Below are 24,694 nucleotides of genomic sequence, written 5' to 3' on the forward strand. Positions count from 1 at the left end.
CTTCGCCATACTTGAGTTTCTCACAGATCCCACGCGGGTGCGCAAGCAACCGCGAACGTATTCATGAGGGAGATACCGGCGCTGGCGCTACCCAGTCATGCGCCCGCAGTCATGCCAGTCTGGGGAATCACGTCACGCCGAGCCTGCGGGGAGGCGTCATCACTCGTAGTGGGTCCACATTCTCAGGACATGGATGGTCCTCTCGTCGGTATGCACCTCGTAGACGAGCCGATGCTGGATAGTGATACGCCGCGAGTAACAGCCCGATAGATCCCCGACCAGCTTTGCATCACGAGGCGGCTTGACGAAGGGATTCTCCCGCATGAGGTTGAGGAACTTCTCGGTTTTAGGCTTGAGCCCCGCCGCGGTGAGTTTCTTCGCGTCCTTCTGTGCCTGACGTGAGAACACGATTCGCCACGAGCTCACCAGTCGAGTTCTTCCGAGCCCGCCTCGATGCCTTCACGTCGGGCATTCCGGATCGAGTCCATCATGCCCGGGACGGACTCCAGGTAGAGCGTCTCCTGGATCGCCCTCCAGTCCTCCTCCCCCACCAAGACGGCATTGCCGCGTTGGCCGGTGATGACCAGCGGCTCGGAGTCTTCGTTGACCTGATCGATGAGCCGATACAGCTGAGAACGAGCGGTCGTCACTGGAATCGTAGACACGCAGCAAGCGTACGTCATAACGTACGCCCCCTCAAGGTCACTGCCTCTCTTCAGTCGGACGGCCGAACAGACAAGAACAGAGGAGCCCGGTCCTGGGAAGGACCGGGCTCCTCTGGAGTGGTAGCGGGGACAGGATTCGAACCTGCGACCTCCGGGTTATGAGCCCGGCGAGCTACCGAACTGCTCCACCCCGCGTCGGTGAGACCAACCTTAGGGGGCGTCCCACCCTTAAGGCAAATGACGAGGGCGTGCCCTTGCTCACCGCCCGGTGAGGCGGGTCGCAGGGCACGCCCTCAGTGGTGGCCGACCGGGCTCAGCCCAGCTTCTTCTGGGCCTCAACGGCCCGCTTGACGGCTTCGTTGAGGCGCTTCTGCGCATCGCCGTATGCCGACCAGTCGCCCTTGCTCCTGGCTGTGTCCGCGTCAGTCATCGCGGTCTGAGCGTCGGAGAGCGCCTGATTGAGCTCCGCCTTCGGATCCGAGGTTCCCGAGGCCGACGGGGTGGCGGAGGAACTGGAGGACGCGCTGGCCGAGGCCGAGGAGGACGCACTGGCTGAAGCCGTGGGCGCGGCGCTCGGGCTCGCCGATGCCTTGGCCCCGCCATCCGCCGTCGGGTCCTTGCCGTCGGTCGTCTCATTGGTGTCATTGGCCGCGGCGGCATCGCCGTCGATGGCCTCCTGACCCGTGGTCGCCCCGGAGTTACCGCCGAAGACCTGGTCGAGCGCCCCCGAGAGGGTGTCGGCGAATCCGACGTTGTCCCCGAAGGAAACCAGCACCTTGCGCAGCAGCGGGTACTGAGTTCCCGACGACGACTGCACGTAGACGGGCTGGACGTAGAGCAGTCCGCCTCCCACGGGCAGCGTCAGCAGGTTGCCCTTGATGACCTGGGAGCCCTCCTGGGACAGGAGGTTGAGCTCCTTGGAGATCTCCGGGTTGGAGTCGAAGATGTTCTGCACCTGCCCCGGCCCGGCCACGTTCGAGGAACGCGGAAGCTCCAGGAGTCTCAGCTTGCCGTAGCTCGGACTACGCTCCCCCTTCTTCCCGGTGCCGGGAGAGGTCTCGGAGTCCACGGCGAGGAAGCCGGTGAGCACGTTGCGGTTGGTATTTCCGCCGATGATGTAGGCGCTGGACAGGGAGAAGCTCGCCTGGTCCTGCCCGGGCATCTTGAGGGTCAGGTAGTAGGGGGCCTGCTGGTCCTGACCGGGTGTGGTCGGGTCATCCGGGATCTTCCAGAAGTCTCCACCGGAGTAGAACTCCGCGGCGTCGTTGACGTGATAGGTCGCCATCATGGTGCGCTGGACGTTGAACAGGTCCTCGGGGTAGCGCATGTGGGCGATGAGGTCGGCGCTCATCTGGCTCATGGGCGTGACCGTCCCGGGGAAGACCTTCTGCCAGGCCTTGAGGATCGGGTCCTTGTCATCCCACTGGTAGAGCTTGACCGACCCGTCGTAGGCGTCCACGACGGCCTTGACGGAGTTGCGCACGTAGTTGGACTCCTCCGGCGCCCGCAGAAGTCCGCCCTTGTTGTCGGCGGTCGCCGTCGCCTTGGCCAGGGACTCGTGCTGGGCGTAGGGGTAGTTGTTCGTCGTGGTGTAACCGTCGACGATCCACATCACCCGCTTGGGGGTGGCCGGGTTGTCGTCGTGATCGACAACGGCCGGGTAGGGGCTGTTGTCCAGGGTCAGCCAGGGGGCCACCTTGGCGACGCGCTTGGCCGGGTCCCGGTCGTAGAGGATCTGGGATCCCTCGCGCACCTCCTGGGAGAAGAGGATGTTGGCCTCCCGGAACTTGGCGGCGTAGAGCAGGCGGTTGAACGGGTTGGACACGCTCGGCCCGCCGTTGCCGGCGAAGGTGGTGTTGACCTGACCGGTCTTGGACTCGTCGTCGGGGTAGTCCAGCTCGCGCGGCGAGCCGTTGTCCTTGCCGCCCACGATGGAGTAAGACGGCGAGGACTGACCGAAGTAGATCCGGGGCTCGTACTTACCCAGGTCGCCCTGGGAGGGGATGCCCCCCTCCCAGAACGAGGGGTAGCCGCGGGTGGCCACCGTGTTGCCGTAGGCGTTCACGACGCCGTAGCCGTGGGTGTAGACGGTGTGCTCGTTGACCCAGGTCTGCTGCTGCTCGCCCAGGCCGGACAGGTTGAGCTCACGTACCGCGATCACCGTGTCCCGACTGGTGGAGTCCACCTTGTAGCGGTCCACGTTGAGCCGGTTCGCGAAGGAGTAGTACTGCTTGTTCTGCTGGACCTGCTGGAAGGTCGGGGAGATGAGCCCGGGGTCCAGGAGCCGGATCGAGGTGGTGGACTCGGCGTCCTTCTCCAGCTGGCCGGCCGCCGTCTTCGTCGTGGCGTCGTAGTTGGTGGTCTCCACGTTCTCCAGGCCGTAGGCGGCCTTGGTGGCGTTGATGTTGCGCTGGATGTACTCGGCCTCCTGGCGCTGGGCGTTGGGGTCGACGATGAACTTCTGGATGACCAGCGGGTAGGCGGTCCCCACCACCAGGGAGGAGACGATCATGACAACCACACCGATGATCGGCAGGCGCCAGGAGCTGGATCGCACCGAGGCGACGAAGAGGAAGGCCACGGCCAGTCCGATCGCCGCGAGAATCGCGTTGGCGGGGATGACCGCGTTGACGTCGGTGTAGTTGGCGCCGTCGAACTTGGAGTTGGAGGCGTACAGGGCGCTGTAGCGACCCAGCCAGTAGCCCACGGCCCGGATGACGGCGTACAGCGCCAAGAAGATCGCCAGGTGCATGCGTGCGGCCTTGGTGAAGTGAGGCTTACGCACCACGGAGATACCGCCGTACAGGTAGTGGACGACGATCGAGGCCACCCCGGCGAACAGGACGACGCCGGACAGGAAGGACACGAGCGTCAGCACTGCGGGCAGGATGAAGACGTAGAAGGAGATATCGATCCCGAACTGGGGGTCCTTGACTCCGAAGGACTGGGAGTTGAAGGCCAGCAGAATCTCCCGCCAGCTGGGGGCCAGCTCCCAGGCCGAGCCGAACAGGGCCAGCACCGCCGGCACTGCCCAGGTCAGCCGACGTCGCACCGGCTCGATGACGGAGCGGTAGGCCTCGAGGTTGCGCGTGGCCTCGTCGTCGGGCATCCCGATCTCCCGGGCCCGGTAGGCCCTGGTCATCGAGACGAAGACGGCCCCGAACATGATGCCGAATCCCACCAGGAACAGGACGATGAGGGCGATCCACTGCGTCCACAGCACCCGGGCGTACCCGATCTGACTGAACCAGAGGACCTCGGTCCACACCTGCGACAGGATGCCAATGACCACAGCGATGGCCGCGATGATCGAGATGGTCAGGACCAGCGGACCGGGACGTCCGCCGCCTTTACCGGTGCGCGGAGCGCGGGGAGGACGGGGCCCTCCCCCACCCATGCGTCCAAGGCCGAACAGTCCGGCTAAGTTGTCAGGCTTGCCCTGCCGGGACGAGCCGGCGGACTTGCTCGAGGACTCCTCGGAGGTTGAGTCCGGGGACTCGTCATCGGGCCTGGTGCTCACGATCCTGCTCCCTGTCTGACGTGCGTGGTGACGCGGCCTCGCACACGGTGAAACATGGCGTCATCGGCCGGAGGGGCCGCTCGGTCCATCGTCCCACACACCTCTGACACGGCCATAACCTTCTCCAGGATGAGAAAACGCCTCGGGTGGCCAGGGCGCGCCACCTGACTGATGAAGCCTCGTCATTGGAGGAGGCGGCGCCACCAGTGAGACGATGGCGGCGTGACTGACACAATGCATGACGAGGCGACCACCACGGGGGCGGGTCCAGCCGCAGCCTTATCGGCAGGGGCCCTGGCCCGCGCGGTGACGGAGACCGAGACTCACGTGGCTGCCCACGGCTGGGACCAACCGGTGCGCGTCTTCGCGCTGGTGCGCACCGCCGAGGCTCTTGAGGCCGACCCGGACGTGGCCGACCTCCTGGACACCGCCACCGTGGAGGAGGCCCGCTCGAACCCCGAGCTGCTCATGGTGGTGGAGCAGGAGGGGCTGCCGCCCGCCGCGGACCTGGAGCACCTGTTGGCCCAGCTCGCCTGGCCCGAGTCCGTCCACGGCGCCGCCATCAGCGTCGAGCGGCTGGTACTGCCGCCTGCGGCCCAGGAGGAGGCCGAGGCCATCACCGATGCCGCCGAGCGTCTGGCCTTCCTCCAGGAGCGCCCGGACCGCGAGGACATCCGCATGGTGGTGGGGGTCCTGCGCGGCGGGCAGTCCTGGTGCGTACTGCGCTCACGCAGTCACGACGACGACGCCTCGCTCTATCAGGGCGAGCGCCTGGTCCCCGGCCTGGTCGAGGCCCTGGAGGCGACCTTCCTGTAGCCGGTCACCGTCGGGCGAGCACTCGACGCCGGCCACCAGCGCCGCGCGGCCCCGTGCGCCTCAGTCCTTGTCCGTGCCGGTCGGGTCCTGCTCGTCGGGCTCCCCGGGCGAGTCCTCGCCCCCGGCGCCGGCCGAAGCGGGGTCGGCTGACTGGCCGGGCTCCTGGGAGGCGGCGTCGGCGGAGGCAGGGCTCCGGTCCCCGAGCCCCTCGGGGCTGTTCTCGTCGGCCTCCTTGGCGCCCTCGGCGTACCCGAGGGTCCCGTCCAGCAGGGAGGCCAGGTCGGCGTCGATCTCGGCGTCGATGTCCTGAGCCATGCGCCGCATGGTGAGGAAGTCCTTGGGGTTGGCGAGCTCGGAGGCCGTGGGCATGACGTCGGGGTGGTTCCAGAAGGCGTCGCGCTCGGCGTCACCGGCCTGGGCGCCCAGGTGGGCCCACAGCTCGGCGGCCTCCCGGGCCCGGCGGGGACGGAAGGTCAGGCCGATGAGGCGGGCGAAGACCTGCTCGGCGGCGCCGCCCTGGGCCCGGCGCCGGCGCATCATCTCGGCCAGTGCCATGAGGTGGGGCAGGTGCGGTGCGGCGGCGCGGGCGGTGACCACCTCGACCCAGCCCTCAACGAGTGCCAGGAGCGTCTCCAGGTCCTCAAGGGCCTCGCGCTGGGCCGCCGTCTCCTGGGGCGCGAACAGCCCGCTCTCAAGGGCCTCGCGCAGGGCGTCGGGGTCGTTGGGGTCGACCTGGGCCACGGCGGACTCCAGGGTCTCGGTGTCGATGCGGATCTCGCGGGCGTAGGCGACCACTGCCTGGAGCACCTGCCCGCGCAGCCAGGGCACGTGGGCGTAGAGGCGGGCGGTGGCGGCCTCCCGCACGGCCAGGAACATACGGGCCTCGTCCTCATCGACCTCCAGCCCCTCGGCGAAGGCGGCCACGTTGGCGGGAACCAGTGCCGTACCGGGCTCACGGGTCAGGGGCAGGCCGGTGTCGGTGGCCCCCAGCGCCTCCTTGGCGAGCTCACCGATGGCCTGGCCGATCTGGAGACCGAAGGCCGTGCCGGCCATGGTGCGCATGATGGATCCGAGCGCCCCCATCTGCTGGGCGGCCTGCCCCATCTCGGCCGGCATCTCCTGAATCTGCTTCTCCAGGGTACGGGCCAGGGCGGTGGTGACAGCCTCGGCCACCGGGGCGCACACGTCCTTCCACACCGGCAGCGTGCGCTCGACCCAGCTGCTGCGGCTCCAGGCCTCCCGCTGTCCGGGGGCCGGCATGAACTCGGTGGCCGTATCCAGCCACAGGTCGGCCACCTGAAGGGCCTGACGCGTGGACTCGGCGACCGCGGCGGTCACCGTCGGGTCGCCGTCGCCACGCGCCTGCTGGAGGGCCAGCTCCTGGCCCATCTGCCAGTTGACCGGCTCGGCGGTGGAGGCGGAGAACATCTGCTGGAACTGGGCGCGCATCGCCAGCAGCTGGGCGGGACTGAGCTGGGAGATGTCCCCCACCCCCGGCATCTGGGCGATGGAGCTGGGATCCACCCCGGATGAGCGCAGGGCGCTGACGGCGTCGGAGGCCATCTGCTCACCGAACAGTGATGCGAGCATCTTCTCGAGCTCGTCGAAGGCGTCCTCGCTCACGGGGTTTCCTCTCGCCGGGTCGTCCTTGGGCATCGTCCGGGCCGTCTGGGGCGACCGGACACTGTCGCTAACGGCCCTATGGTCGCACCCATTCCTGTGCCGGGGCTATGTTCCGTTCGCCGACGGCGTGCCCGCTCCGTCCCGGTCGGGCCCGCGTCCTGTCCGCGCCGGCAGTGTGTCGAGTTCGTGCCGGGTTCGTGTCGGTATCTGCGCGTCTTCCTCAGGAAGATGTCGCATGATGAGCGCGTGACGCACCCAGACCAGCACGACGCCGTCGACGCCGCGGGCTCGCCCGCCCCTGACGACACCCGGCCGGCCCCGGAGCCCGAGGATGATCGGCTCGACCGGGCCGAGCGCGCCGAGGCTCCGCAAGCGCAGCCCTCCCCACAGGACCGGCGCCGACGCAGGCTGCGGCGCACTGCGGCGGTCGGGGCGGTCCTGGTGGTGGTGGCCCTCATCGTCGCCGTCTTCACGGTGCCGATCAACGTGGTCATCGAGGCTCCCGGCCCGACCTGGAACGTGCTGGACAACGGCTCGTCGTCGAGCCAGGACGTCCTGAAGGTCTCGGGAACCGAGACCTACCCGACCCAGGGCGCCCTGCGGATGACGACGGTCTCGGTGTCGGGCTGCCCCGGCTACCCGGTGACCACCGCTGACCTCATCGCAGCCTGGTTCTCCGCGGACAAGCGGATCGTGGACCGTAACGAGGTGTGCCCGCAGGATCAGAGCGCCGAGCAGGTCGAGGAGACCGGCAAGGCTCAGATGACCGCCTCGCAGGACTCCGCCGTCATCGCCGCGCTCGTGGAGACCGGCAAGGCCGGAGCCATGCACCTGACCGTCACCGAGGTGGCCGAGCAGCAGACCTCGACCGAGGTCCAGGCCGGGGACGTCCTGGAGACCATCACTCCTGAGGGCGGCCAGGCCACGACCATCACCTCGTTCTCCCAGCTGAAAGAGCTCATGACCACCATTGCCGAGGGCACTCGGGTGACCCTCGGGGTGCGCCGCGGCGATCAGCAGGTGGCCGCCGCGCTCACCACGATCGCCCCGCAGGAGGGGACGACCGGTTCCCTGCTGGGGCTGAGCCTGAAGATCTCGGTGGACAGCAAGGTGGACGCCACCTTCGGCCTGTCCGACGTCGGCGGCCCCAGTGCCGGCATGATGTTCGCCCTGGGGGTCGTTGACGAGATCACCCCGGGGGCGCTGACCGGCGGTAAGGACATCTCCGGGACCGGGACGATCGACATCAACGGCCAGGTCGGCCCCATCGGCGGTATCCAGCAGAAGATGGCTGGTGCCCGCAAGGCGGGCTCCACGTACTTCCTGGCCCCGGCGAGCAACTGTGACGAGGTCAAGGGCCATGAGCCCAAGGGCATGCAGGTCTTCGCCGTCGGTACGCTGCACGAGGCCGTCACCGCCACCGAGGCGATCGCCTCTGGCGACACCTCCGGCCTGGCCACCTGCTCGGCCAAGTGACCCCCGCTGACCCGGCGCTCGGCCGGGGATAGTTATCCACAGGCCGGTAACTGCCTCTGGTGGCTTGGACGCGCCCCGTGCCACTGTCTCACCGTGTCCTGATGCGCTTGCCAGGACATCGATCTCCCGGCGCCCGTTCGGGTTCCGGGAGGACTGTGAGGAGGCACGATGCGTGTACGTGGTGGGTGCGCCATCCTGTGGCGCCAGCAGGGCGTCAGCCAGATCGGGACGAGTCCCGGGCGGCGCACCATTGTCAGTGACCTGAGCCTGGCCGAGCAGCGCCTGCTCGATGAGTTCGCGCGCAGCCTGGAGAGCACGGGTGTCTACCGGGCCGCCCGGCGCAGCCGGGTGCCGGTGGCGCGGGCGCGTGAGATCGTCGCGGACCTGGAGCGTCAGGGGGTGCTGGTGGCCTCGGCGACCAGCGAGCTCGGCGGGGCCGACGGCGTCTACTGGGACCGGCTGGGAGCGGACGCCAAGGGCCGTGGCGCGGTCCTGTCCCAGGCCGTCCTGGCTGTTCACGGCGTGAGTGCTCTGGCTCAGGAGGCGGCTCTGTGGCTGGCGGAGGCCGGGGTGGGCACGATCCTGTCCACCCGTTCCCCGCAGGACGGGGGCCTGGCTCCGCTGCTGTCGGCACGTTTCCCGGCCCTGAGGACGCGGGCGCCTTTGCGCACCCGCCCCGATGTCATGGTGACGGTGGACGCGCACGTGGTCGAGCCGCTGCTCGCGCGCCGGCTCGCTCAGGAGGACGTGGTGCACCTGCCGGTCGTCGTCGGCGAGGCGGGGGTGCGCATCGGCCCGGTCCTGGGCGGGGGTGGCCCGTGCTCGACCTGCCTGGACCTGTGGGAGAGGGACGCCGACCCGTGCTGGCCGGCGCTGGCCACGCAGATGCGCACCCTGCCCATGCCGGAGGTCGAGCACCTGGTCCTGCACGAGGCGGCGGCGTCGACGGCGCGGGCCGTCATCGACACGCTGGTGGCCCAGGCTTCCGGGGCCGACCGCGCCGGGGACGAGGCTGATCCGGGCGGGGAGGCGAGCGCAGGCTCGGCCGCGTGGTGGTCCATGCACTCGGTGGAGGTCACCGGCCAGGAGCCCCGGGGGCGCCACAGGGCCTGGGAGCGTCATCCCGAGTGCCTGTGCTCGCAGCTGTGAGCGCCGTCGGGCAGGCGTGCCTCGGGCCGGTCAGTCCCCGGCCTCGAAGTCGCGCAGGAGGGCCAGGACCGGCCCGCCGTAGTCCTGGAGCTTGGTGGCGCCCACGCCGCGGATGAGGGAGAGCTGGGGCAGGCTGGTGGGTTTGACGACGGCGATGTCCCGCAAGGTGGCGTCGGCGAAGACCGTGTAGGCGGGTCTGGACCGCTCCTTGGCGATCTGGGAGCGCCAGGCCCGCAGCTCCTCGAACAGGGCGATGGTGCGGGGGTCGTTGTTGGCCTCGAAGTCGGCGGCGGACTGTCGGGAACGTTCCTTGGCGCTTTGGCGGCCCTGGTGCCGGGAGGCGTCTCGGCTGCCGTGGCCGGTGGGCCACAGGCCGTCCAGGAAGCGGGAGGGTTTCCGGGAGGCCCGCCCTCCGGCGTTGCGGGCGCGGGCGTAGGAGATGATGAGGTGCTCGCGCGCGCGGGTAACGCCCACGTAGAGCAGGCGCCGCTCCTCCTCGATGGCTGCCTGCCCTTCGGCCAGGGAGATCGGCAGCAGGCCCTCGCAGACGCCGGCGAGGATGACGGCGTCCCACTCCAGACCCTTGGCGGCGTGCAGGGAGGACAGGGTGACGCCCTCGACGGTGGGGGCGTTCTGGGCGTCGGCGCGCTCACGCAGCTCGGTGTGGAAGGCGTCGAGGTCGGCGCCGCGGGTCTGGGCCATCTCGTCGGCCAGGGTCACTAGGGCGTTGAGGGCGTCCCAGCGCTCGCGCACGGCTCCGCGGGGGGCGGGCGGCTCCTCGCTCCAGCCCTCGCGGGACAGGACGGTGCGCGCGTCCTGGCCGAGGTCGCCGGTGAGAGTGGCCTTCTCGGTGCGGGCGGCCCCCAGGATGACGGCCATGGCACGCTTGACCTCCTCACGCTCGAAGAAGCGCTCGCCGCCGCGCACGAGGTATCCGATCTGGGCTCCCGCCAGGGCCTGCTCGAAGACCTCGGACTGGGAGTTGGTGCGGTACAGGATCGCGATCTCGCTCAGGGGGACCCCGGCGGCCTGCAGGCGGCGCACCTGGGCGACGGCGCCCTCGGCCTCGGCGATGTCGTCGTCGTAGGTCTTGAAGCGCACGGCGGGGCCGCTGGGCCGCTGGGCGACCAGCTCGACGGCGCCTGCGGGCAGGTGCAGGCCGCCGCCCCCGCGCCGCGAGCGCGACAGGACCCGGTTGGCCAGGGAGACGACCTGCGGGGTGGAGCGGTAGTCGCGGCTCAGGCGCACGGTGCGCGCGCCCTCGTAGCGGGTGGTGAAGCCGGTGAGGAACGCTGGGGTGGCGCCGGTGAAGGAGTAGATGGTCTGGGAGACGTCACCGACGACGCACAGCTGGCGGCGCCTGCCCAGCCACAGGTCCAGCAGGCGCTGCTGGAGCGGGGAGACGTCCTGGTACTCGTCGACGACGAAGTGCTTGTACTGGCCGCGCACCTGGGCGGCGACGTCCTCGCGGTCCAGGAGGATCCCGATGGTCAGCAGGAGCACGTCCTCGAAGTCGATGACGCCGCGCTCACTCTTGGCCTCCTCGTAGAGCGACAGGACTTGGGCGACGGTGGCCGCCTCCTGCCCGGCCACGCCGGTGCGGCCGGCGGCGACGGCGGCCTGGGCGTAGTCCTCGGGCAGGGTCATGGTGACCTTGGCCCACTCGACCTCGGCGGCCAGGTCCCGCACGGTGGCCCGGTCGGTGGGCAGGCCCAGGCGACGGGCGGCGGCACCGACCAGGGGCGCCTTGTGGGCCTGGATGTCGGGGCGCCGTCCGCCGATGGCGGTGGGCCAGAAGTAGGTGAGCTGGCGCAGGGCGGCGGCGTGGAAGGTGCGGGCCTGGACGCCGGGGACGCCGAGGTCGGCCAGGCGCGAGCGCATCTCGCCGGCGGCGCGGGCGGTGAAGGTCACGGCCAGGACCTGGGTGGCCTGGTAGGCGCCGGTGGCCACGCCGTGGGCGATGCGGTAGGTGATGGCCCGGGTCTTGCCGGTGCCGGCGCCAGCCAGGACGCACAGGGGGCCTTCGAGGTGCTCGGCGACCTCGCGCTGGTCGGGGTCGAGGGCCTCCAGGAGCCTGGATGCGTCGAGGGGGGCGGGGTGGGGGGTGGTCGGGCTCATCGGGACCAGCCTGCCATGCGGCGGTGACAGGAATCGACGGTCCTTGGCCCGGGCGGGGTGGCGTCAGCTGACGATGGGGCCGCCGTACCAGTCCTCGATGAGGAGTCGGGCGATGGATGTGGGCCCGGGCAGGAGGATGCTGCCCTCGTCCGCGGCCGCGGTGAGCTCGTCACGGGAGACGAGGCGGGCCTCGACGACCTCCTGGCCGTCGGGGCGGGGCCGGTCCTCGCCGGGGGCCAGGCGGGCGCGGCAGCCGAGCATGAGGGAGCGAGGGAAGGGCCAGGGCTGGGAGGCGAGGTACTCGACGTCGGCCACGCGCAGCCCGGTCTCCTCCCATACCTCCCGGGCCACGGCCGCCTCCACGGACTCGCCGGCCTCGACGAAACCGGCCACGACCGAGTAGCGCCGGGGAGCCCAGGTGGCGCCGCGCACGAGGAGGAGGCGGTCGGAGGTGTCGGTGACCGCCATGATGACGGCCGGGTCGGTGCGCGGGAAGTGGACGGTGGTGCAGTCGGAGCAGCGGCGGGCCCAGCCGGCCTCGATGATCTCGGTGCGTCCGCCGCAGGCCGGGCAGTAGGCGGAGCGGGCGTGCCAGGCGGCCAGAGCGGTGGCCGTGGTGGCCAGGCCGGCGTCGCGGGCCGTCATCTGGGCGCCCATGGCTCTCAGGGCGGAGAGCGGGTAGCGCTCCAGCAGGCGGCGTAGGTCGGGGTGGTCGACGGCGGTGCCCTCGGCGTCGGAGCCGGTGGCGGGCGGTTCGGGGGCGTCGGGGACCTCGAGGGCCTGGGGCACGACGACGGCGATCCAGGCGGGGCCGGAGGCTGCGGCGTCGGCGAGCTCGCGGCCCATGTAGAGGACGGTCAGGTCGGGGCAGCGAGTGGGGGCGGAGGCTCCGAGGTAGCCGACGCGCAGGTCGGGCAGGCCCCAGCCGCTGCGGGTGCCGGGTCCCTCCCAGGCGGTGGCACCGGGGCTGCCGATGAGGCTGGGCGGGGTGAGGCCGTCGTCGGGCAGGTCGGGGTGGATGGCGGGGCCGGTCAGGGCGACGCGGCCGCGGGCGTCGACGAGCAGCAGGCGGGTGTCGGGGGCGGCGGCGAGGCGCTCCAGCAGCCCGGGCTCGCTGCGTCGCTCGGCGTCGCGGTCGGTGGCGGAGCGGGACAGGGCGAGCTGGTTGGTGCGCATGGGGTCACTCTCCCACCCCCTGCTTCGAGGTGCACATGGGCACGCCCATACCAATAGGAGATGAATATGGGACTCGGGGGCCGCCGGGGCGAGGGGCGAGGTGGGTTACGGGAAGGAGGCGGTGCGCGGGCGGCGCGGAGACCGCGTGCGGACCATGCTGGTCGCCGGTGCCGCCGTCTAGGCTGGGGGCGTGCGCACCTACCTCGATCATGCCGCCTCGGCCCCGGTCCGTCCCGAGGTCGCCCAGCAGATTGCCGAGGACCTGGCCAGTGGGCTCGGGGGCTGGGCGAATCCGAGTGCGCAGCACACCGCAGGCCGGCGGGTGGGGGCACTGCTGGCGCAGGCGCGCGCCCGCCTGGCGAGTGCCCTGGGGGTGGATGCGCATGAGGTGCTGCTGACCTCCGGTGGGACCGAGGCCGATGCCCTGGTGGTCTCGGGGCGGGCGCGCGCGGTGCCGGGCGGGCGGCTGGTGGTCTCTCCAATTGAGCACCCGGCGGTTCTGGACTCGGCGCGCACCGCCGTGGACCAACTGGGGGCGGGGCTGAGCCTGCTGGAGGTTGACGGCGCCGGGCGGGTCGAGCTCGACTCGGTGGATCGGGCGGTGGCGCCTGCGGGCCGTACCGGTCACTCCCCCGCGTCCTTGGTGTCGGTGATGACGGCGAACAATGAGACCGGCGTGGTACAGGACATGGCGGCGCTGGTGGAGCGCGTGCGGGAGGCCAGTGGCGGCAGGCGTCCCGGCGAGGCCGGGTACGTGCCCGTCCACTCCGACGTGGTGGCGGCGCTGGGGAAGGTTCCGGTGGACTTCCATGGCTGGGGCCTGGATGCGATGAGTCTGAGCGGCCACAAGCTGGGGGCACCGGTGGGCGTGGGGGCCCTGGTGGTTCGCCGCGACCTGGCGTTGACGCCGGCCACGGGCGGGGGCCGTCAGGAACGGGGACTCCGCTCGGGCACTCAGGACGTGGTGGCGGCCCGGGCGCTGGCCCTGGCGGTGGAGCTGGCGGTCGCCGAGCGGGAGGAGCAGGAGGCCCGGCTGGCGGCGCTGCGACGTCGGATCCTGGAGGGGGCCGGAGGGCTTGCGGGCGTTCACGCCACGTTGCCGGAGGATGCCGATCATGTGGCCTCCACGGCGCACCTGTGGTTCGAGGAGGCCGACGCCGAGGCGCTGCTCATGGCCCTGGACCTGGCGGGGATCGATGCGTCGGCGGGGTCGGCCTGCCACGCCGGGGTCACCCAGCCCAGTCACGTGCTCCTGGCAATGGGCTTCGATGAGGGGCCGGCCCGCTCCACGCTGCGCTGCTCCCTGGGCCGGGAGACGGGCCCCGACGACGTCGAGCGCCTGCTCGCCGCCCTGCCCGCCGCCCTGGAGGGAGCCAGGCGCGCCTGGAAGGTGACGCACAAGGCGGCCGGGACACACTCGTAACAGCATCCAGTCCGACGACTCATGAGGAGCACCGCATGCCCACCACCTCGAACAGGATGATCGGCGACTTCAGCGGCAAGCCGGCATCGAACGCCATGTACGCGGCAATCGAGTCCTACGCCCTCTCGCTCAGCTCCGTCACGAAGCACCTGACGGCCCAGGTGAGCTTCTCCGTCAACCGGAAGTTCCTGTGGGTCTGGGCCTATGAGAGGACGGGCGACGGCACCCTGTTCCTCAACGTGAGGCTCGACCGACCCGTGGAGGATCCGCACGTCCACCGCGTCGACCAGGTCAGTGCCAACAGGTGGAACCACCACGTCGTCGTCAAGACGATGGAGGCCGCACAGAGCGACTGGCTCAGGGACCTCATTCGCGCCGGCCATGAGTTCGCCGCCCGTTGAGCGCCCCTCAACGGCCACGCAACAGCGCCATGCTGCCGGCCATCCGCTCTGGATCCCGAGTTCTTGGCCATCGGGGACGTACTTGGTGACCGAGGACTGCGATGTCCCCCAAACGACTGGAGTCCGTCAGCAGTCGTGTGGGGGAAAAGTACGTCCTGGGCGAAGAACGCAGTTCTCGATCCAGCGCAGCCCCTCTCACACGCGGTCGACGAACTGAGCGGCGATATCCCGAGGAACAGGGTCCCATTCTTGTACGTATCTGATGGCTCGCGCACTCCCGTCGCTTCTCCCGGAGTCACGCAGGCGCCGTACCTCGTCCCGATCCAGTGGGCTCTCCGAGAGCATGCGATCGATCGACAGGCTGTAGGTCTGCCGGAAGAACATGCGTTCCTGCTCGCTCTTCGTCATCGGACGCTCTCGACTGTCTGCTATCCGCCAGATCACCAGCAGCATGGCGAAAATAACCAAGAAGGCCAACCACGCATCGGACATCGCATCTCCTTTCGTGAACGATGAGGCAAGAGCACCATGAGCACACTGACACGCACTGCCACACCTTTGTCGAGTCGAGCCCGACGAACAGCATGACGCCGCTGTTCAGGCGCTGCTGGAACATGCCTGGGCCTACCGTCGCATGTTCACCCACTAGGCTGAGAATGCGCTTGCACTCCCCCGACGGAAAACGAAGAACCCTGAGCATCAACGCTGATCGCGTAGGGTCCGGGCGAAGCCGCCGGTGCCAGTGCCTCACTCGTCAGGTATGACATCTCCTCCTTCAGCGCCGTCTATGCCGGGCGCCACGAGGTCCCCCGGGCTCCCCCGGTTGCCTGGCCGCCACCGACCTGCGGTAGCCTGCCACGGCCCGTAGCAACGGCTACCCGTCTGACTGAAGGAGATCCTCGTGCGCGTCCTGGCCGCCCTGTCCGGTGGAGTCGACTCCGCCGTGGCCGCGGCGCGCGCCGTCGACGCCGGCCATGAGGTCGTGGGCGTCCACATGGCCCTGACCCGCAACCGGGCCCAGACCCGTTCGGGCTCACGCGGCTGCTGCTCCATCGAGGACTCCGCCGACGCCCGCTGGGCCGCCCAGATCCTGGGCATCCCCTTCTACGTGTGGGACCTGTCCGAGGAGTTCGAGGAGCGCGTCGTGGCCGACTTCCTCGACGAGTACCGCGCCGGGCGCACCCCCAACCCCTGCGTGCGCTGCAACGAGCGCGTCAAGTTCGACGCCCTCCTGGAGCGGGCCCTGGCCCTGGGCTTCGACGCCGTCGCCACCGGCCACTACGCGCGCCTGAGCGGCGGCGCCTCCTCCGGCCGCCCCGGGGACACCGAGGGCCTCACGCTGCGCCGCGCCGTCGACGCCGCCAAGGACCAGTCCTATGTCCTGGCCGTCTCCGGCCGCGAGGGCCTGGCCCGGGCCCTCTTCCCCCTAGGGGACGCGCCCTCCAAGGCACAGGTGCGCGCCGAGGCCGAGTCCCGGGGCCTGCCGGTGGCCTCCAAGCCGGACTCCTACGACATCTGCTTCGTGGCCGACGGCGACACCCGCGGTTTCCTGACCCGCTCGCTCGGCGCCCACGAGGGCGCCATGGTCTCCCCCGACGGCGAGGTCCTGGGCACCCACCAGGGCTACTTCGGCTTCACCGTCGGCCAGCGCAAGGGCCTGGGCCTGTCCCGCCCGACCGAGGACGGTCGCCCCCGCTACGTCATCGAGACGCGTCCGGCCACCAACGAGGTCGTCGTCGGCCCCGAGGAGCTGCTCAGCCGCACCGCGGTCGACGGCGACGGGCTCGTTCTGCTCGCCGACCCCGAGCCGCTCACCACCGGCCCCGACACCGGCATCACCGATTCTGACGGCTCCCCCGCCGTCGGCTGGCAGGAGGCCAGCGTCCAGGTGCGCGCCCACGGCCGCCCGGTCCCGGCGAGGGTCCGCGTCGATGCAGCACAGGGCCTCCTGCACGCCGACCTGGGCGTGCCCCTGCGTGGCGTGGCCGCCGGTCAGAGCCTGGTCATCTACGGCGGCGACGACGGCGACCAGGTCCTGGCCCAGGCGACCGTCGCCTCCGCTCTGGTCCCCAGTCACCCTGTCGCCTGACGTCCCAGCCGGGCTGTGCCGGATACGGACATGACGGCACATTCCTACGGACATGTGCCCGCACGACAGGAAGTCTATTCAACCGATCGGTACGAATCTTATTCCGCCTCTCGGCCGGCCCATTTCCTTCTAGGCTGCGGTTATGTCTCCGTCTCCTGACTCCCCTGCTCCTGACTCCTCTGTTCCCGAAACGCCTTCCCCGGAGGCCCCCTCATCCACGACCCCGCCACCTGCGGCGCCGCCCCAGGGGCCTCCCGCCCTCGCCTCACCGCCCCCGCCTCAGCGGCGCCGTCGGGCACGGCTCGGGATCCTCAGCGCCGTCGTCGCCCTGGTCCTGGCGCTCGGCGGTGGAGGCATCTGGGCGCTGACGCGCAGCTCCGACCCGCTCTCCATGGTCACAGCCCCGATCCTCCAGGCGCAGCAGGACCTGTCCAACATCGGTAAGGAGCTCGCGGCGGCGCCCTTCGACGCCAACGGCACCACGACGATCACCAGCAAGCAGCTGACGATCCTGCGGGTGATCGCTGATCGACGTGAGGCACTGGTGGCTTTGAACCCGAGCTCATCGTCGTCCTACGCCGCCTGGCAGGTCCCCATCCCCGACAATCTGGCTGGCCAGGACCTCGACTGCCGGATGAACGCCAAGACCTTGGACTGCGGTGACCAGATCAGCATCGATCTGGCCTCGGGGATCAACTCCCCCGCCAAGCCCTCAGCTGTCTCCGCCGAGGCCCCCACGGCGCCCGCCTCACCGGTTGCACCCCAGCCCAGTGACGCCCGCTCGGCCGCTCCCTCCCAGAGCGGGCGCTCGAAGATCCCCAATGGCATGGCCCCCACGAACCCCGTGGGTCCCGCGGCTCCCTCCGCCACCCCGTCCTCCGCTCCTGGCGCACCGGCGTCACCGAGCACGCGGGCGTCGAGACCGGCACCCGCCTCGGTGCGGCTGAGCGACACTCCCGGGGACGGAAAACCCCTGTCGGTCAACTCCGACGGGACCGTGAGCGTCAACCGGGAGAAGGTCTCGGGGCTGAAGCTCGACGGTTCCAAGCCGGTGTGGGCAACCCGAGTCGAGGCGCCCCGCAAGCTCGTCAGTGTCAACCTACCGATGAGCCGTGATGTCTGGGTCGTCAGTGACGGCGTCACGGTGGCCGGCCTGGACGGCAGCAGCGTGCTGTGGTCAAGCAAGCTCCCCGAGGGCGCGGGCGCCCTCAACACCTTGGGCACCGAGGCGGTGCCCCGCTGGCAGACGAGCAAGGGGGCCCTCGTCATGGCCTACCCGGACTCGCTGCGCGCCCTCGACCCGGTCGACGGGAGCACGATCTGGAGGGTCTCCACCCCGGTGACCTCGTGGGCGGCCGGCGATGGCTACGTCGTGGTCTTCAACGGCTCGACGACGTCGGTCATGACCTTCGACTCCGGCTCGAGCTCGACCCGCGCCACGGCACTGCCGACCTCGGCCCCGACCTCCGCAGCCAAGCCCGCCCCCAGCCTGGAGGAGCTGGGCGGCACCACCCTCGATGTCCCGACCGTTTGCGCCGACGGCTTCGCCTCCGTGGTCCGCGGCACGACGAAGTCGCAGGTGGTCGAGAAGATGAAGGATGACAAGACCAGCCTCACCTTCTCCAGCGGCACCGCGACCGCGGCGGCGGGCAACGGCCCGGGCGGAAGCAACTTCACCGTCGCGCTGAAGGAGGCTCAGCCGGGCTTCTTCGGCTCCTCCCCGGTGACGGTCGCGGTTCTGGAGTGCAACAGCGGCACCGCTGCGGCCTTCGACGTCATGGCCGCCTACAACGGGGACAAGCAGATGGTCGGTTCCCTCATCATGGAGGGGAGCAACGAGATCGGCAACACCCCGGCACCTCATATGGAGAACCTGCGCGTCGTGGGTGGGACCGTGCTGTTCAACATGCCCCAGTTCATGGTCGCTGGGGACATGGACTGCAAGGCCTGCACCGGCTCGGGAACGGCCGCCGTCGCCGCTCAGTGGGACGGCGAGTCCCTGGCGCTGTTCGACGTCGTCTACCACCTTCCGACCCAGGACATCCACCGCCCGTCACTGGTCAAGGTTCAGGCCGTCTACGACGCCCTGGCCGCCAAGGAGGACGACAAGGTCACCGACCAGGTCGACTCCGCGGTGCTCTCCTCCCTGGATCAGCCGGCCGGCTCCACGCAGGCCGGAGACGCCACGGCGCGCAGCGCCTACCTGCCCAAGGGAGGCAAGGTGGCCTCCTGCCTGCTGGCGGGCCCCAAGGACTCGTTGTTCGGGACCATGGTGATCTCTGAGGATCTGGCTCCCGGGTCGATCCTGTGCCCGATCACCTCGGAGGATCAGTCCAAGCCCTGGATGCAGCCGCTTCCCAACCGCCGCGCTCAGTTCGAGTACGGGGCCTGGCTCATCCTCACTCCCAGTGAGGACGGCTTCAAGGTCACCGGACTGGGGCACCGGAGGAACTGACGCCCCGTGCGCGTTGTGGGGGTGCGCCGTCGATGAGACGGGGCACCCCCACAATGTCGTTGAGGACGAGGTCGTTGAGGACGAGCTCAGCCGCGCAGCCTGGCGAGCTCCTCGACGAGCTGGGGCACGACCTCGGTGACGTCGCCGACGACGCCGAAGTCGGCCATCTCGAAGATCGGGGCCTCGGAGTCGTCGCAGATGGCGACGACGGTGCCGGCCCCCTGGATGCCGCTGGTGTGGTGGACAGCGCCGGAGACGCCCAGGCCGATGTACAGGCGCGGGGAGATGGTCTCGCCGGTCTGACCGATCTGGGCGCTGCGCTCGATCCAGCCCTCGTCGCAGGCCACGCGGGTGGCTCCCACCGCGGCGTCGAGCGGCTGGGCCAGGGAGCGGACCAGGTCGAAGTCGCCGTCCACGCCGCGGCCGCCCACGACGACGGTGCGCGCCTCGCTCAGGACCGGACCGGAGGCCACGGAGGTGGCCTCGCGCGAGACGAGGCGCACGGCGGCGGCCTCAGCGCTGACGGGAACCTCGAAGGGCTCGGCCGTCAGGGGTGCGCCCTCGGCCCCGGTGACCTCGGCGATCCCGGGGCGCACGGCGATGATCGGTGCATTGCCGCCCGAGGCGACGCCGGCGGTGGTGGACCAGGAGCCGGACAGGACCAGCTTGGAGGCACGCAGCTCGGTGCCGGCGGCCTCCAGGGCGGTGACGTCGGAGACGCAGGCCGAGCCGAGCACGACGGCGGCCCGCCCGGCCAGCTCCTTGCCGCGGTAGTCGGAGACGACCAGGACCGCGGCGGGCTGGACGGCGCCGACGGCCGCCACGACGGCGTCGGCCGCGGTGGCGGCCAGGTGGGCGGCCTCGCCCAGGTCGGCGGACAGCAGGCGGGTGGCTCCGGCGCCGGCCAGGGCCGCTGAGGCGGCCTCACCCAGAGGCTGGAGGGCCAGGGCGACGACGTCGCCGCTGGTCAGCTCCCGGGCGGCGGTGAGCAGCTCCAGGCTGGGGCCGGTGGGGGCGGCCTCGGTGGTCTCGAGGTCGACGAGGACGAGCAGGGGGGCATCGAGCATGGGAATCAGCTTCTTTCGCGAGTGGTAGGAGGCGGACGGGCGGCGCGACGGCGTCCAGCGCCCCTGCCGGGACGTGGGCGGGCGCTGCGGCCGGCCGTCAGACGAGCTTGTTCTCCACGAGCCAGGCGGCGAGCTCGCGGCCCGCCTCTCCGGCGTCGGTGCGGATGATGCCGGCCTCACGGGCGGGTCGGGCCTCGTCGTCGACGACGGCGACGGCCGGCTCGGCGATCTGAAGGCCGAGCTCGGAAACATCCCAGAAGTCGATGGGCTTCTTCTTCGCGGCGCGCATGGCGGCGAAGTTGGGGTAGCGGGGCTCGTTGGCCTGGTCGGTGACGCTGACGAGCGCGGGCAGCGGCGCGCTGAGGACCTCGCGGACGGTGCCCACGGTGCGGGTGACGGTCACGGCGCCGCCGTCGACCTCGAGCCGGTTGGCCAGCGTCACGGCCGGAAGGTGCAGGGCGGCGGCCAGGGCGCCGGGCAGCATGGAGGTCATGGAGTCCAGGGAGGCCATTCCGGTGACGACCAGGTCGACCTCGCCGATGCGCTCGATGGCGGCGGCCAGGACCCGGGCGGTGGTGACGACGTCGGCGCCGGCCAGGTCGTCATCGGCCACGACGACCCCGGAGTCGGCCCCCATCTGCAGGGCGCGACGCACCCCGTCCTCAGCATCCTCCGGCCCCATGGTCAGGGCGATGACCTCGCCGTCGGCCTCCTCGGCCAGGGCGACGGCGGCCTCGACGGCGTTCTCGTCGAGCTCGTTGAGGACGTCCTCCTCGCCGCGCACGAGGCGACCGTCCTCGATGCGACGCTCGGACTGGACGTCAGGAACGTGCTTGATGCAGACCACGATTCTCATGGGCTCAAGGTTGCCATAACAGCGGCATCTCGCCACTGAGCGCTCAGTCACCCTGACACGGCGTCAGGACAGGGATGAAGACGACGCGATGATGACGAGGCAGTCACAGCGGGTGGGTTGAACGCGACGGGGCGCACTCCCACGAGGGAGACCTCACGTCCCTTCAAGTGGTAGCAACCAGCGGCCGCCAGGACAATGGGCCCATGCCTTCGACGCCAGAGCCCGCTCCAGCACCGCGCGCCGACCTGCCCGCAGCTCCCGACCACGGGCTGGGCGTCACCCTGAACGGAGACGGCGCGGACTTCGCGGTCCACGCCCCGCATGCCACGGCCGTGGACCTGTGCCTGCTGACCATGGATGCCGACGGCGCCGTGGTGGAGGAGACCCGGATCGGGATGCACGGGCCCTCACGGGGCCTGTGGAGCGCGCACGTCCCCGGCGTCGGTGCCGGTCAGCGCTATAGCTACCGCGCCCACGGCCCCTGGAACCCGCACGAGGGCCTGCTCTACAACCCCCGCAAGCTGCTGCTGGACCCCTACGCCCGGGCCCTGGACGGCCACGTGGACCTGGGGCCGGCCGTCTACGCCCATGAGGTCACCGATGACCTGGTCCCTGCGGCCGAGCCGTGGAGGCCCTCGCGCCTGGACTCGGCCGGAAGCACCGCCGTCGGCGTGGTCACCGGTGACACCTTCCCGGTGGTTCCGGGCCCGCGTGTGCCCCGCGAGCGCGCCGTCATCTATGAGGCCCACGTCAAGGGCCTGACCTACCAGCTGCCCGGGGTGCCCGAGGAGCTGCGCGGCACCTACGCGGGGCTGGCCCACTCGGTGACGGTCGAGCACCTCAAGGCCCTGGGGATCACCACGATCGAGCTGCTGCCGATCCACGCCTCGGTGAGCGAGCCCTTCCTGACCAAGCGGGGCCTGAGCAACTACTGGGGCTACTCCACGCTGAGCTACTTCGCGCCCGAGCCCTCTTACGCCACGGCCGCGGCGCGTGCGGCCGGCCCGCAGGCGGTCCTGGACGAGGTCCGCGGCATGGTCTCCATGCTCCACGAGGCCGGCCTGGAGGTCGTACTCGACGTCGTCTACAACCACACCTGCGAGGGCGGTGTCGATGGCCCGTCCTTGAGCCTGCGCGGCCTGGACAACCTGGACTACTACCTGCACGCCCCCTACCTGCCAGCGCAGTACATGGACGTCACCGGCACCGGCAACACGGTGGACTTCCGGGCCACGGGCGCGATCCGGCTGGTTCTGGACTCGCTGCGCTACTGGGTCACCGAGGTCGGCGTCGACGGCTTCCGCTTCGACCTGGCCACCACCCTGGGACGCCACGCCGCGGAGTTCTCGCCACGTCACCCGCTGCTCACGGCGATCGCCACGGACCCGGTGCTCAGCACGGTCAAGCTCATCAGCGAGCCGTGGGACGTGGGGCCCGGCGGCTGGCGCACCGGGCAGTTCCCCGAGCCCTTCCAGGACTGGAACGACCACTTCCGCGACACCACGCGCTCCTTCTGGCTGCATGACGCCTCGGAGATCTCCAAGGGCCGTCTGGGCTCGGACCTGCGAGACCTGGCCACGCGCCTGTCGGGCAGCGCGGACCTGTTCAGCCACGGGGAGTTCCCCGGTGGTCGCGGCCCGCTGGGCTCGGTCAACTTCGTGGCCGCACACGACGGCTTCACCCTGCGCGACCTGGTGGTCTACGACCACAAGCACAATCTGGCCAACAAGGAGGACAACCGGGACGGCAACTCCAACAACCGCTCCTGGAACCACGGTTTCGAGGGGGACGTCGTCGAGGGCATCAACGGCGGCCCGATCGAGGTGCTGCGCCGCCGGTCGATGCGCAACCTGCTGGCCACCGTGCTGCTGAGCGCCGGGACCCCCATGCTGGTGGCCGGTGATGAGATGGGACGCACCCAGCAGGGCAACAACAACTGCTACTGCCAGGACTCCGTGCTCTCCTGGGTGGACTGGAACCTGGAGGTCTGGCAGCGCGACCTGGTCGCCACGACGCGCTTCCTCATCCACCAGCGCCACAGCCACCCGGTGGTGCGGCCCTCGCGCTTCGCGACCGGGCAGGTCCTGGAAGGCGACACGATCGCGGATCTGGCCTGGTACCGGGCGGATGCCGCACCGATGGACGGGGACTCCTGGCACGACCCGCACACTCGCGTCGTCCAGATGCTGCGCTCGGGCCACCCTTGGAACGACGACGACATGCTCGTGGTCATCAACGGCGCCCTGGACCAGGTCGACGTCGTCCTGCCCGAGGGACGCGGGACCGACTGGCACCTGGCCTGGGACTCGACCTGGGCGGTCCCCCAGCCTCACACTGCGCCCTTCTCCCAGGCACGGCGCGTGAGCCGAAGCCCCCAAGACACCCAGGCCGACGTCATCATCGAGACGGACGGCTCCGGCGAGGTCAAGGAGGTCAGGACCACGGCAGCCGAACCCGAGGGCCACACCGCCGAGAGTCTCACGGACTGCCATCACGACCGGCCGGGCGACACGACGATGCTGGAGGCGCTGTCCCTGCGGATCTACTTCTCCGGAGAACCGCTGGAGACCCTGATCCCGGGCGCCGAGGCGCACTGAGCCGGCACCACTGCGCGCGGGGCGGGCCGCCGTCGGCCTGCCGCCGCAGCGCACCCCCTAGGATGAGGGCATGACTCAGACCCCCACCGCGGCCGAGGAGGCCCTGGCCAACGCCACCAATGACGCCTCCCTGGCCCGATCCATCGCCCGCTCCGCCGAGATCGAGGCCGATATCGCCGTCAACCCCGGCCGCTACCGGATGTTCACCGGGGTCCGCCCCACCGGGAACATGCACCTGGGCCACTACTTCGGCACCATGCACTCCTGGAAGACGATCCAGGACGCGGGCGTGGAGACCTGGATCCTCGTGGCCGACTACCAGGTCATCACCGACCGCGACGGCGTGGGCCCCATTCGCGAGCGGGTCCTGTCCCTGGTCACCGATGCCCTGGCGGTGGGCGTGGACCCGCAGCGCTCGACGATCTTCGCCCACTCGGCGGTCCCCGCCCAGAACCAGCTGATGCTGCCCTTCCTGTCCCTGGTCACCGAGTCCGAGCTGCACCGCAACCCCACAGTGAAGTCGGAGCTGGAGGCCACCGACGGGCGGGCCATGAGCGGACTGATGCTCACCTACCCGGTCCACCAGGCCACCGACATCCTCTTCTGCCAGGCCAACCTCGTGCCCGTCGGCAAGGACCAGCTCCCCCACCTGGAGCAGGCCCGACTCATCGCCCAGCGCTTCGACAAGCGCTACGGGCGGGCGGTCAAGGACCACCCGGTCTTCCGCCGCCCCGAGGCGCTGCTCAGTCAGGCCCCGATGCTGCTGGGCCTGGACGGGGAGAAGATGAGCAAGTCGCGGCACAACACGATCGAGCTGCGCATGAGCGCCGATGAGACCGCCAAGGCCCTCAAGAAGGCCAAGACGGACTCCGAGCGCGTCATCACCTACGACCCGGCCAACCGGCCGGAGGTCTCCAACCTGTTGATGCTGGCCTCCCTGTGCGGGGCGGGCGCTCCCGAGGAGATCGCCGAGCGCATCGGTGACGGTGGAGCGGGCACGCTCAAGAAGGTCACCACGGAGGCCGTCAACGAGTTCTTCGCCCCCATTCGGGCCCGTCGCGCCGAGCTGGCGGCCAACGAGGACTACCTCCTGGAGGTCCTGGGGCAGGGCAACGCCCGGGCCAACGAGGTCGCCAATCGGACGCTCGCCGACGTCCGCACCGCCATGCAGATGAACTACTGAGGACCTGCCGGCCGCTGAGTCGGCCCGCCCACCCACCTCTATCGGCCCGGTTCGCGACGCGCGTACCGGGCCGATCCGCG

Annotated in this window: 18 protein-coding genes and 1 tRNA gene; 9 read left to right on the top strand and 10 right to left on the bottom strand. The window is 70.5% G+C overall.

The genetic code is table 11. The features are described 5' to 3' along the window. Positions 1 to 159 precede the first annotated feature (159 nt). The 4 genes from HMPREF9058_RS09580 to HMPREF9058_RS09595 form a co-directional block, all read right to left on the bottom strand. Complete coding sequence (locus HMPREF9058_RS09580; RefSeq protein ID WP_009747888.1) at positions 160 to 426, bottom strand: Txe/YoeB family addiction module toxin; 267 nt, start codon at positions 424 to 426, stop codon at positions 160 to 162. Next, positions 423 to 665, bottom strand: a complete 243-nt coding sequence (locus HMPREF9058_RS09585; RefSeq protein ID WP_029316340.1) for a type II toxin-antitoxin system Phd/YefM family antitoxin — start codon at positions 663 to 665, stop codon at positions 423 to 425. The genes HMPREF9058_RS09580 and HMPREF9058_RS09585 overlap by 4 nt, the downstream gene beginning before the upstream one ends. Positions 666 to 783: 118 nt before the next feature. After that, positions 784 to 860: transfer RNA gene (locus HMPREF9058_RS09590), tRNA-Met, on the bottom strand. A 118-nt stretch (positions 861 to 978) separates the two neighbouring features. Then, a complete protein-coding gene (locus HMPREF9058_RS09595; protein WP_009407196.1) occupies positions 979 to 4,185 on the bottom strand; it encodes a UPF0182 family protein in 3,207 nt (1,068 codons plus the stop codon). 234 nt (positions 4,186 to 4,419) lie between these two features. Between HMPREF9058_RS09595 and HMPREF9058_RS09600 the strand changes: the two genes are divergently transcribed. After that, positions 4,420 to 5,001 carry a PPA1309 family protein gene (locus HMPREF9058_RS09600; protein ID WP_043538132.1) on the top strand — a complete coding sequence of 194 codons (582 nt, stop codon included), beginning with the start codon at positions 4,420 to 4,422 and terminating at the stop codon, positions 4,999 to 5,001. A gap of 60 nt (positions 5,002 to 5,061) precedes the next feature. Here HMPREF9058_RS09600 and HMPREF9058_RS09605 read toward each other — a convergent pair whose 3' ends face one another. Beyond that, entirely contained in the window at positions 5,062 to 6,624 is a 1,563-nt protein-coding gene (locus HMPREF9058_RS09605) for a zinc-dependent metalloprotease (protein WP_009407147.1), read from the bottom strand. A 228-nt stretch (positions 6,625 to 6,852) separates the two neighbouring features. Between HMPREF9058_RS09605 and HMPREF9058_RS09610 the strand changes: the two genes are divergently transcribed. Together HMPREF9058_RS09610 and HMPREF9058_RS09615 are read left to right on the top strand one after the other, a co-directional pair. Then, positions 6,853 to 8,100 carry a PDZ domain-containing protein gene (locus HMPREF9058_RS09610; RefSeq protein WP_009747809.1) on the top strand — a complete coding sequence of 416 codons (1,248 nt, stop codon included), beginning with the start codon at positions 6,853 to 6,855 and terminating at the stop codon, positions 8,098 to 8,100. Positions 8,101 to 8,268: 168 nt separating this feature from the next. Next, positions 8,269 to 9,249 carry a hypothetical protein gene (locus HMPREF9058_RS09615; RefSeq protein WP_009407080.1) on the top strand — a complete coding sequence of 327 codons (981 nt, stop codon included), beginning with the start codon at positions 8,269 to 8,271 and terminating at the stop codon, positions 9,247 to 9,249. 30 nt (positions 9,250 to 9,279) lie between these two features. Here the strand turns inward: HMPREF9058_RS09615 and HMPREF9058_RS09620 are convergent, their stop codons facing one another. Together HMPREF9058_RS09620 and nudC are read right to left on the bottom strand one after the other, a co-directional pair. Then, positions 9,280 to 11,367, bottom strand: coding sequence for an ATP-dependent helicase (locus HMPREF9058_RS09620; RefSeq protein WP_009747958.1), 2,088 nt, complete (start codon positions 11,365 to 11,367; stop codon positions 9,280 to 9,282). A 63-nt stretch (positions 11,368 to 11,430) separates the two neighbouring features. Continuing rightward, positions 11,431 to 12,543, bottom strand: coding sequence for an NAD(+) diphosphatase (gene nudC / locus HMPREF9058_RS09625; protein ID WP_009407253.1), 1,113 nt, complete (start codon positions 12,541 to 12,543; stop codon positions 11,431 to 11,433). A gap of 190 nt (positions 12,544 to 12,733) precedes the next feature. On the opposite strand from nudC, the gene HMPREF9058_RS09630 reads away from it, so the two are divergent. Continuing rightward, complete coding sequence (locus HMPREF9058_RS09630) at positions 12,734 to 13,966, top strand: cysteine desulfurase family protein (RefSeq protein WP_009406965.1); 1,233 nt, start codon at positions 12,734 to 12,736, stop codon at positions 13,964 to 13,966. 35 nt (positions 13,967 to 14,001) lie between these two features. Then, positions 14,002 to 14,367: a DUF5655 domain-containing protein gene (locus tag HMPREF9058_RS09635; RefSeq protein WP_009747736.1), complete on the top strand. Its 366-nt coding sequence runs from the start codon at positions 14,002 to 14,004 to the stop codon at positions 14,365 to 14,367. Between the two features lie 195 nt (positions 14,368 to 14,562). On the opposite strand, the gene HMPREF9058_RS09640 is transcribed toward HMPREF9058_RS09635, so the two are convergent. Next, on the bottom strand, positions 14,563 to 14,859 hold the full coding sequence (locus tag HMPREF9058_RS09640; protein WP_043538135.1) for a hypothetical protein: 297 nt from the start codon (positions 14,857 to 14,859) through the stop codon (positions 14,563 to 14,565). A 409-nt stretch (positions 14,860 to 15,268) separates the two neighbouring features. Here HMPREF9058_RS09640 and mnmA point away from each other — a divergent pair, with 409 nt between their 5' ends. Continuing rightward, positions 15,269 to 16,456 (top strand): tRNA 2-thiouridine(34) synthase MnmA, encoded by a 1,188-nt coding sequence (gene mnmA / locus HMPREF9058_RS09645; protein ID WP_009747820.1) that lies wholly within the window; start codon positions 15,269 to 15,271, stop codon positions 16,454 to 16,456. A 142-nt stretch (positions 16,457 to 16,598) separates the two neighbouring features. After that, complete coding sequence (locus HMPREF9058_RS09650; protein WP_009747942.1) at positions 16,599 to 18,911, top strand: hypothetical protein; 2,313 nt, start codon at positions 16,599 to 16,601, stop codon at positions 18,909 to 18,911. An 86-nt stretch (positions 18,912 to 18,997) separates the two neighbouring features. Here the strand turns inward: HMPREF9058_RS09650 and HMPREF9058_RS09655 are convergent, their stop codons facing one another. Together HMPREF9058_RS09655 and HMPREF9058_RS09660 are read right to left on the bottom strand one after the other, a co-directional pair. After that, the gene (locus tag HMPREF9058_RS09655) at positions 18,998 to 19,978 is read right to left on the bottom strand and encodes an electron transfer flavoprotein subunit alpha/FixB family protein (protein WP_009747897.1); all 981 of its coding nucleotides are present in this window, start codon (positions 19,976 to 19,978) and stop codon (positions 18,998 to 19,000) included. Positions 19,979 to 20,075: 97 nt separating this feature from the next. After that, complete coding sequence (locus tag HMPREF9058_RS09660; protein ID WP_043538137.1) at positions 20,076 to 20,834, bottom strand: electron transfer flavoprotein subunit beta; 759 nt, start codon at positions 20,832 to 20,834, stop codon at positions 20,076 to 20,078. Positions 20,835 to 21,037: 203 nt separating this feature from the next. On the opposite strand from HMPREF9058_RS09660, the gene glgX reads away from it, so the two are divergent. Continuing rightward, positions 21,038 to 23,431 (top strand): glycogen debranching protein GlgX, encoded by a 2,394-nt coding sequence (gene glgX / locus HMPREF9058_RS09665; protein WP_009407358.1) that lies wholly within the window; start codon positions 21,038 to 21,040, stop codon positions 23,429 to 23,431. 70 nt (positions 23,432 to 23,501) lie between these two features. Continuing rightward, positions 23,502 to 24,614: a tryptophan--tRNA ligase gene (gene trpS / locus HMPREF9058_RS09670; RefSeq protein ID WP_009407456.1), complete on the top strand. Its 1,113-nt coding sequence runs from the start codon at positions 23,502 to 23,504 to the stop codon at positions 24,612 to 24,614. Positions 24,615 to 24,694: the final 80 nt, after the last annotated feature.

Source organism: Actinomyces sp. oral taxon 175 str. F0384, from assembly GCF_000223355.1.
GTDB lineage: Bacteria > Actinomycetota > Actinomycetes > Actinomycetales > Actinomycetaceae > Actinomyces > Actinomyces oris.

What these genes read in the sequence shown, in the direction of transcription:
- HMPREF9058_RS09600 (WP_043538132.1), top strand. Translation starts at nt 4,420, where the DNA reads ATGCATGACGAGGCGACCACCACGGGGGCGGGTCCAGCCGCAGCCTTA.
- HMPREF9058_RS09610 (WP_009747809.1), top strand. Translation starts at nt 6,853, where the DNA reads ATGTCGCATGATGAGCGCGTGACGCACCCAGACCAGCACGACGCCGTC.
- HMPREF9058_RS09615 (WP_009407080.1), top strand. Translation starts at nt 8,269, where the DNA reads ATGCGTGTACGTGGTGGGTGCGCCATCCTGTGGCGCCAGCAGGGCGTC.
- HMPREF9058_RS09620 (WP_009747958.1), bottom strand. Translation starts at nt 11,367, where the DNA reads ATGAGCCCGACCACCCCCCACCCCGCCCCCCTCGACGCATCCAGGCTC.
- nudC (WP_009407253.1), bottom strand. Translation starts at nt 12,543, where the DNA reads ATGCGCACCAACCAGCTCGCCCTGTCCCGCTCCGCCACCGACCGCGAC.
- HMPREF9058_RS09635 (WP_009747736.1), top strand. Translation starts at nt 14,002, where the DNA reads ATGCCCACCACCTCGAACAGGATGATCGGCGACTTCAGCGGCAAGCCG.
- HMPREF9058_RS09640 (WP_043538135.1), bottom strand. Translation starts at nt 14,859, where the DNA reads ATGTCCGATGCGTGGTTGGCCTTCTTGGTTATTTTCGCCATGCTGCTG.
- HMPREF9058_RS09650 (WP_009747942.1), top strand. Translation starts at nt 16,599, where the DNA reads ATGTCTCCGTCTCCTGACTCCCCTGCTCCTGACTCCTCTGTTCCCGAA.
- HMPREF9058_RS09655 (WP_009747897.1), bottom strand. Translation starts at nt 19,978, where the DNA reads ATGCTCGATGCCCCCCTGCTCGTCCTCGTCGACCTCGAGACCACCGAG.
- HMPREF9058_RS09660 (WP_043538137.1), bottom strand. Translation starts at nt 20,834, where the DNA reads ATGAGAATCGTGGTCTGCATCAAGCACGTTCCTGACGTCCAGTCCGAG.
- glgX (WP_009407358.1), top strand. Translation starts at nt 21,038, where the DNA reads ATGCCTTCGACGCCAGAGCCCGCTCCAGCACCGCGCGCCGACCTGCCC.
- trpS (WP_009407456.1), top strand. Translation starts at nt 23,502, where the DNA reads ATGACTCAGACCCCCACCGCGGCCGAGGAGGCCCTGGCCAACGCCACC.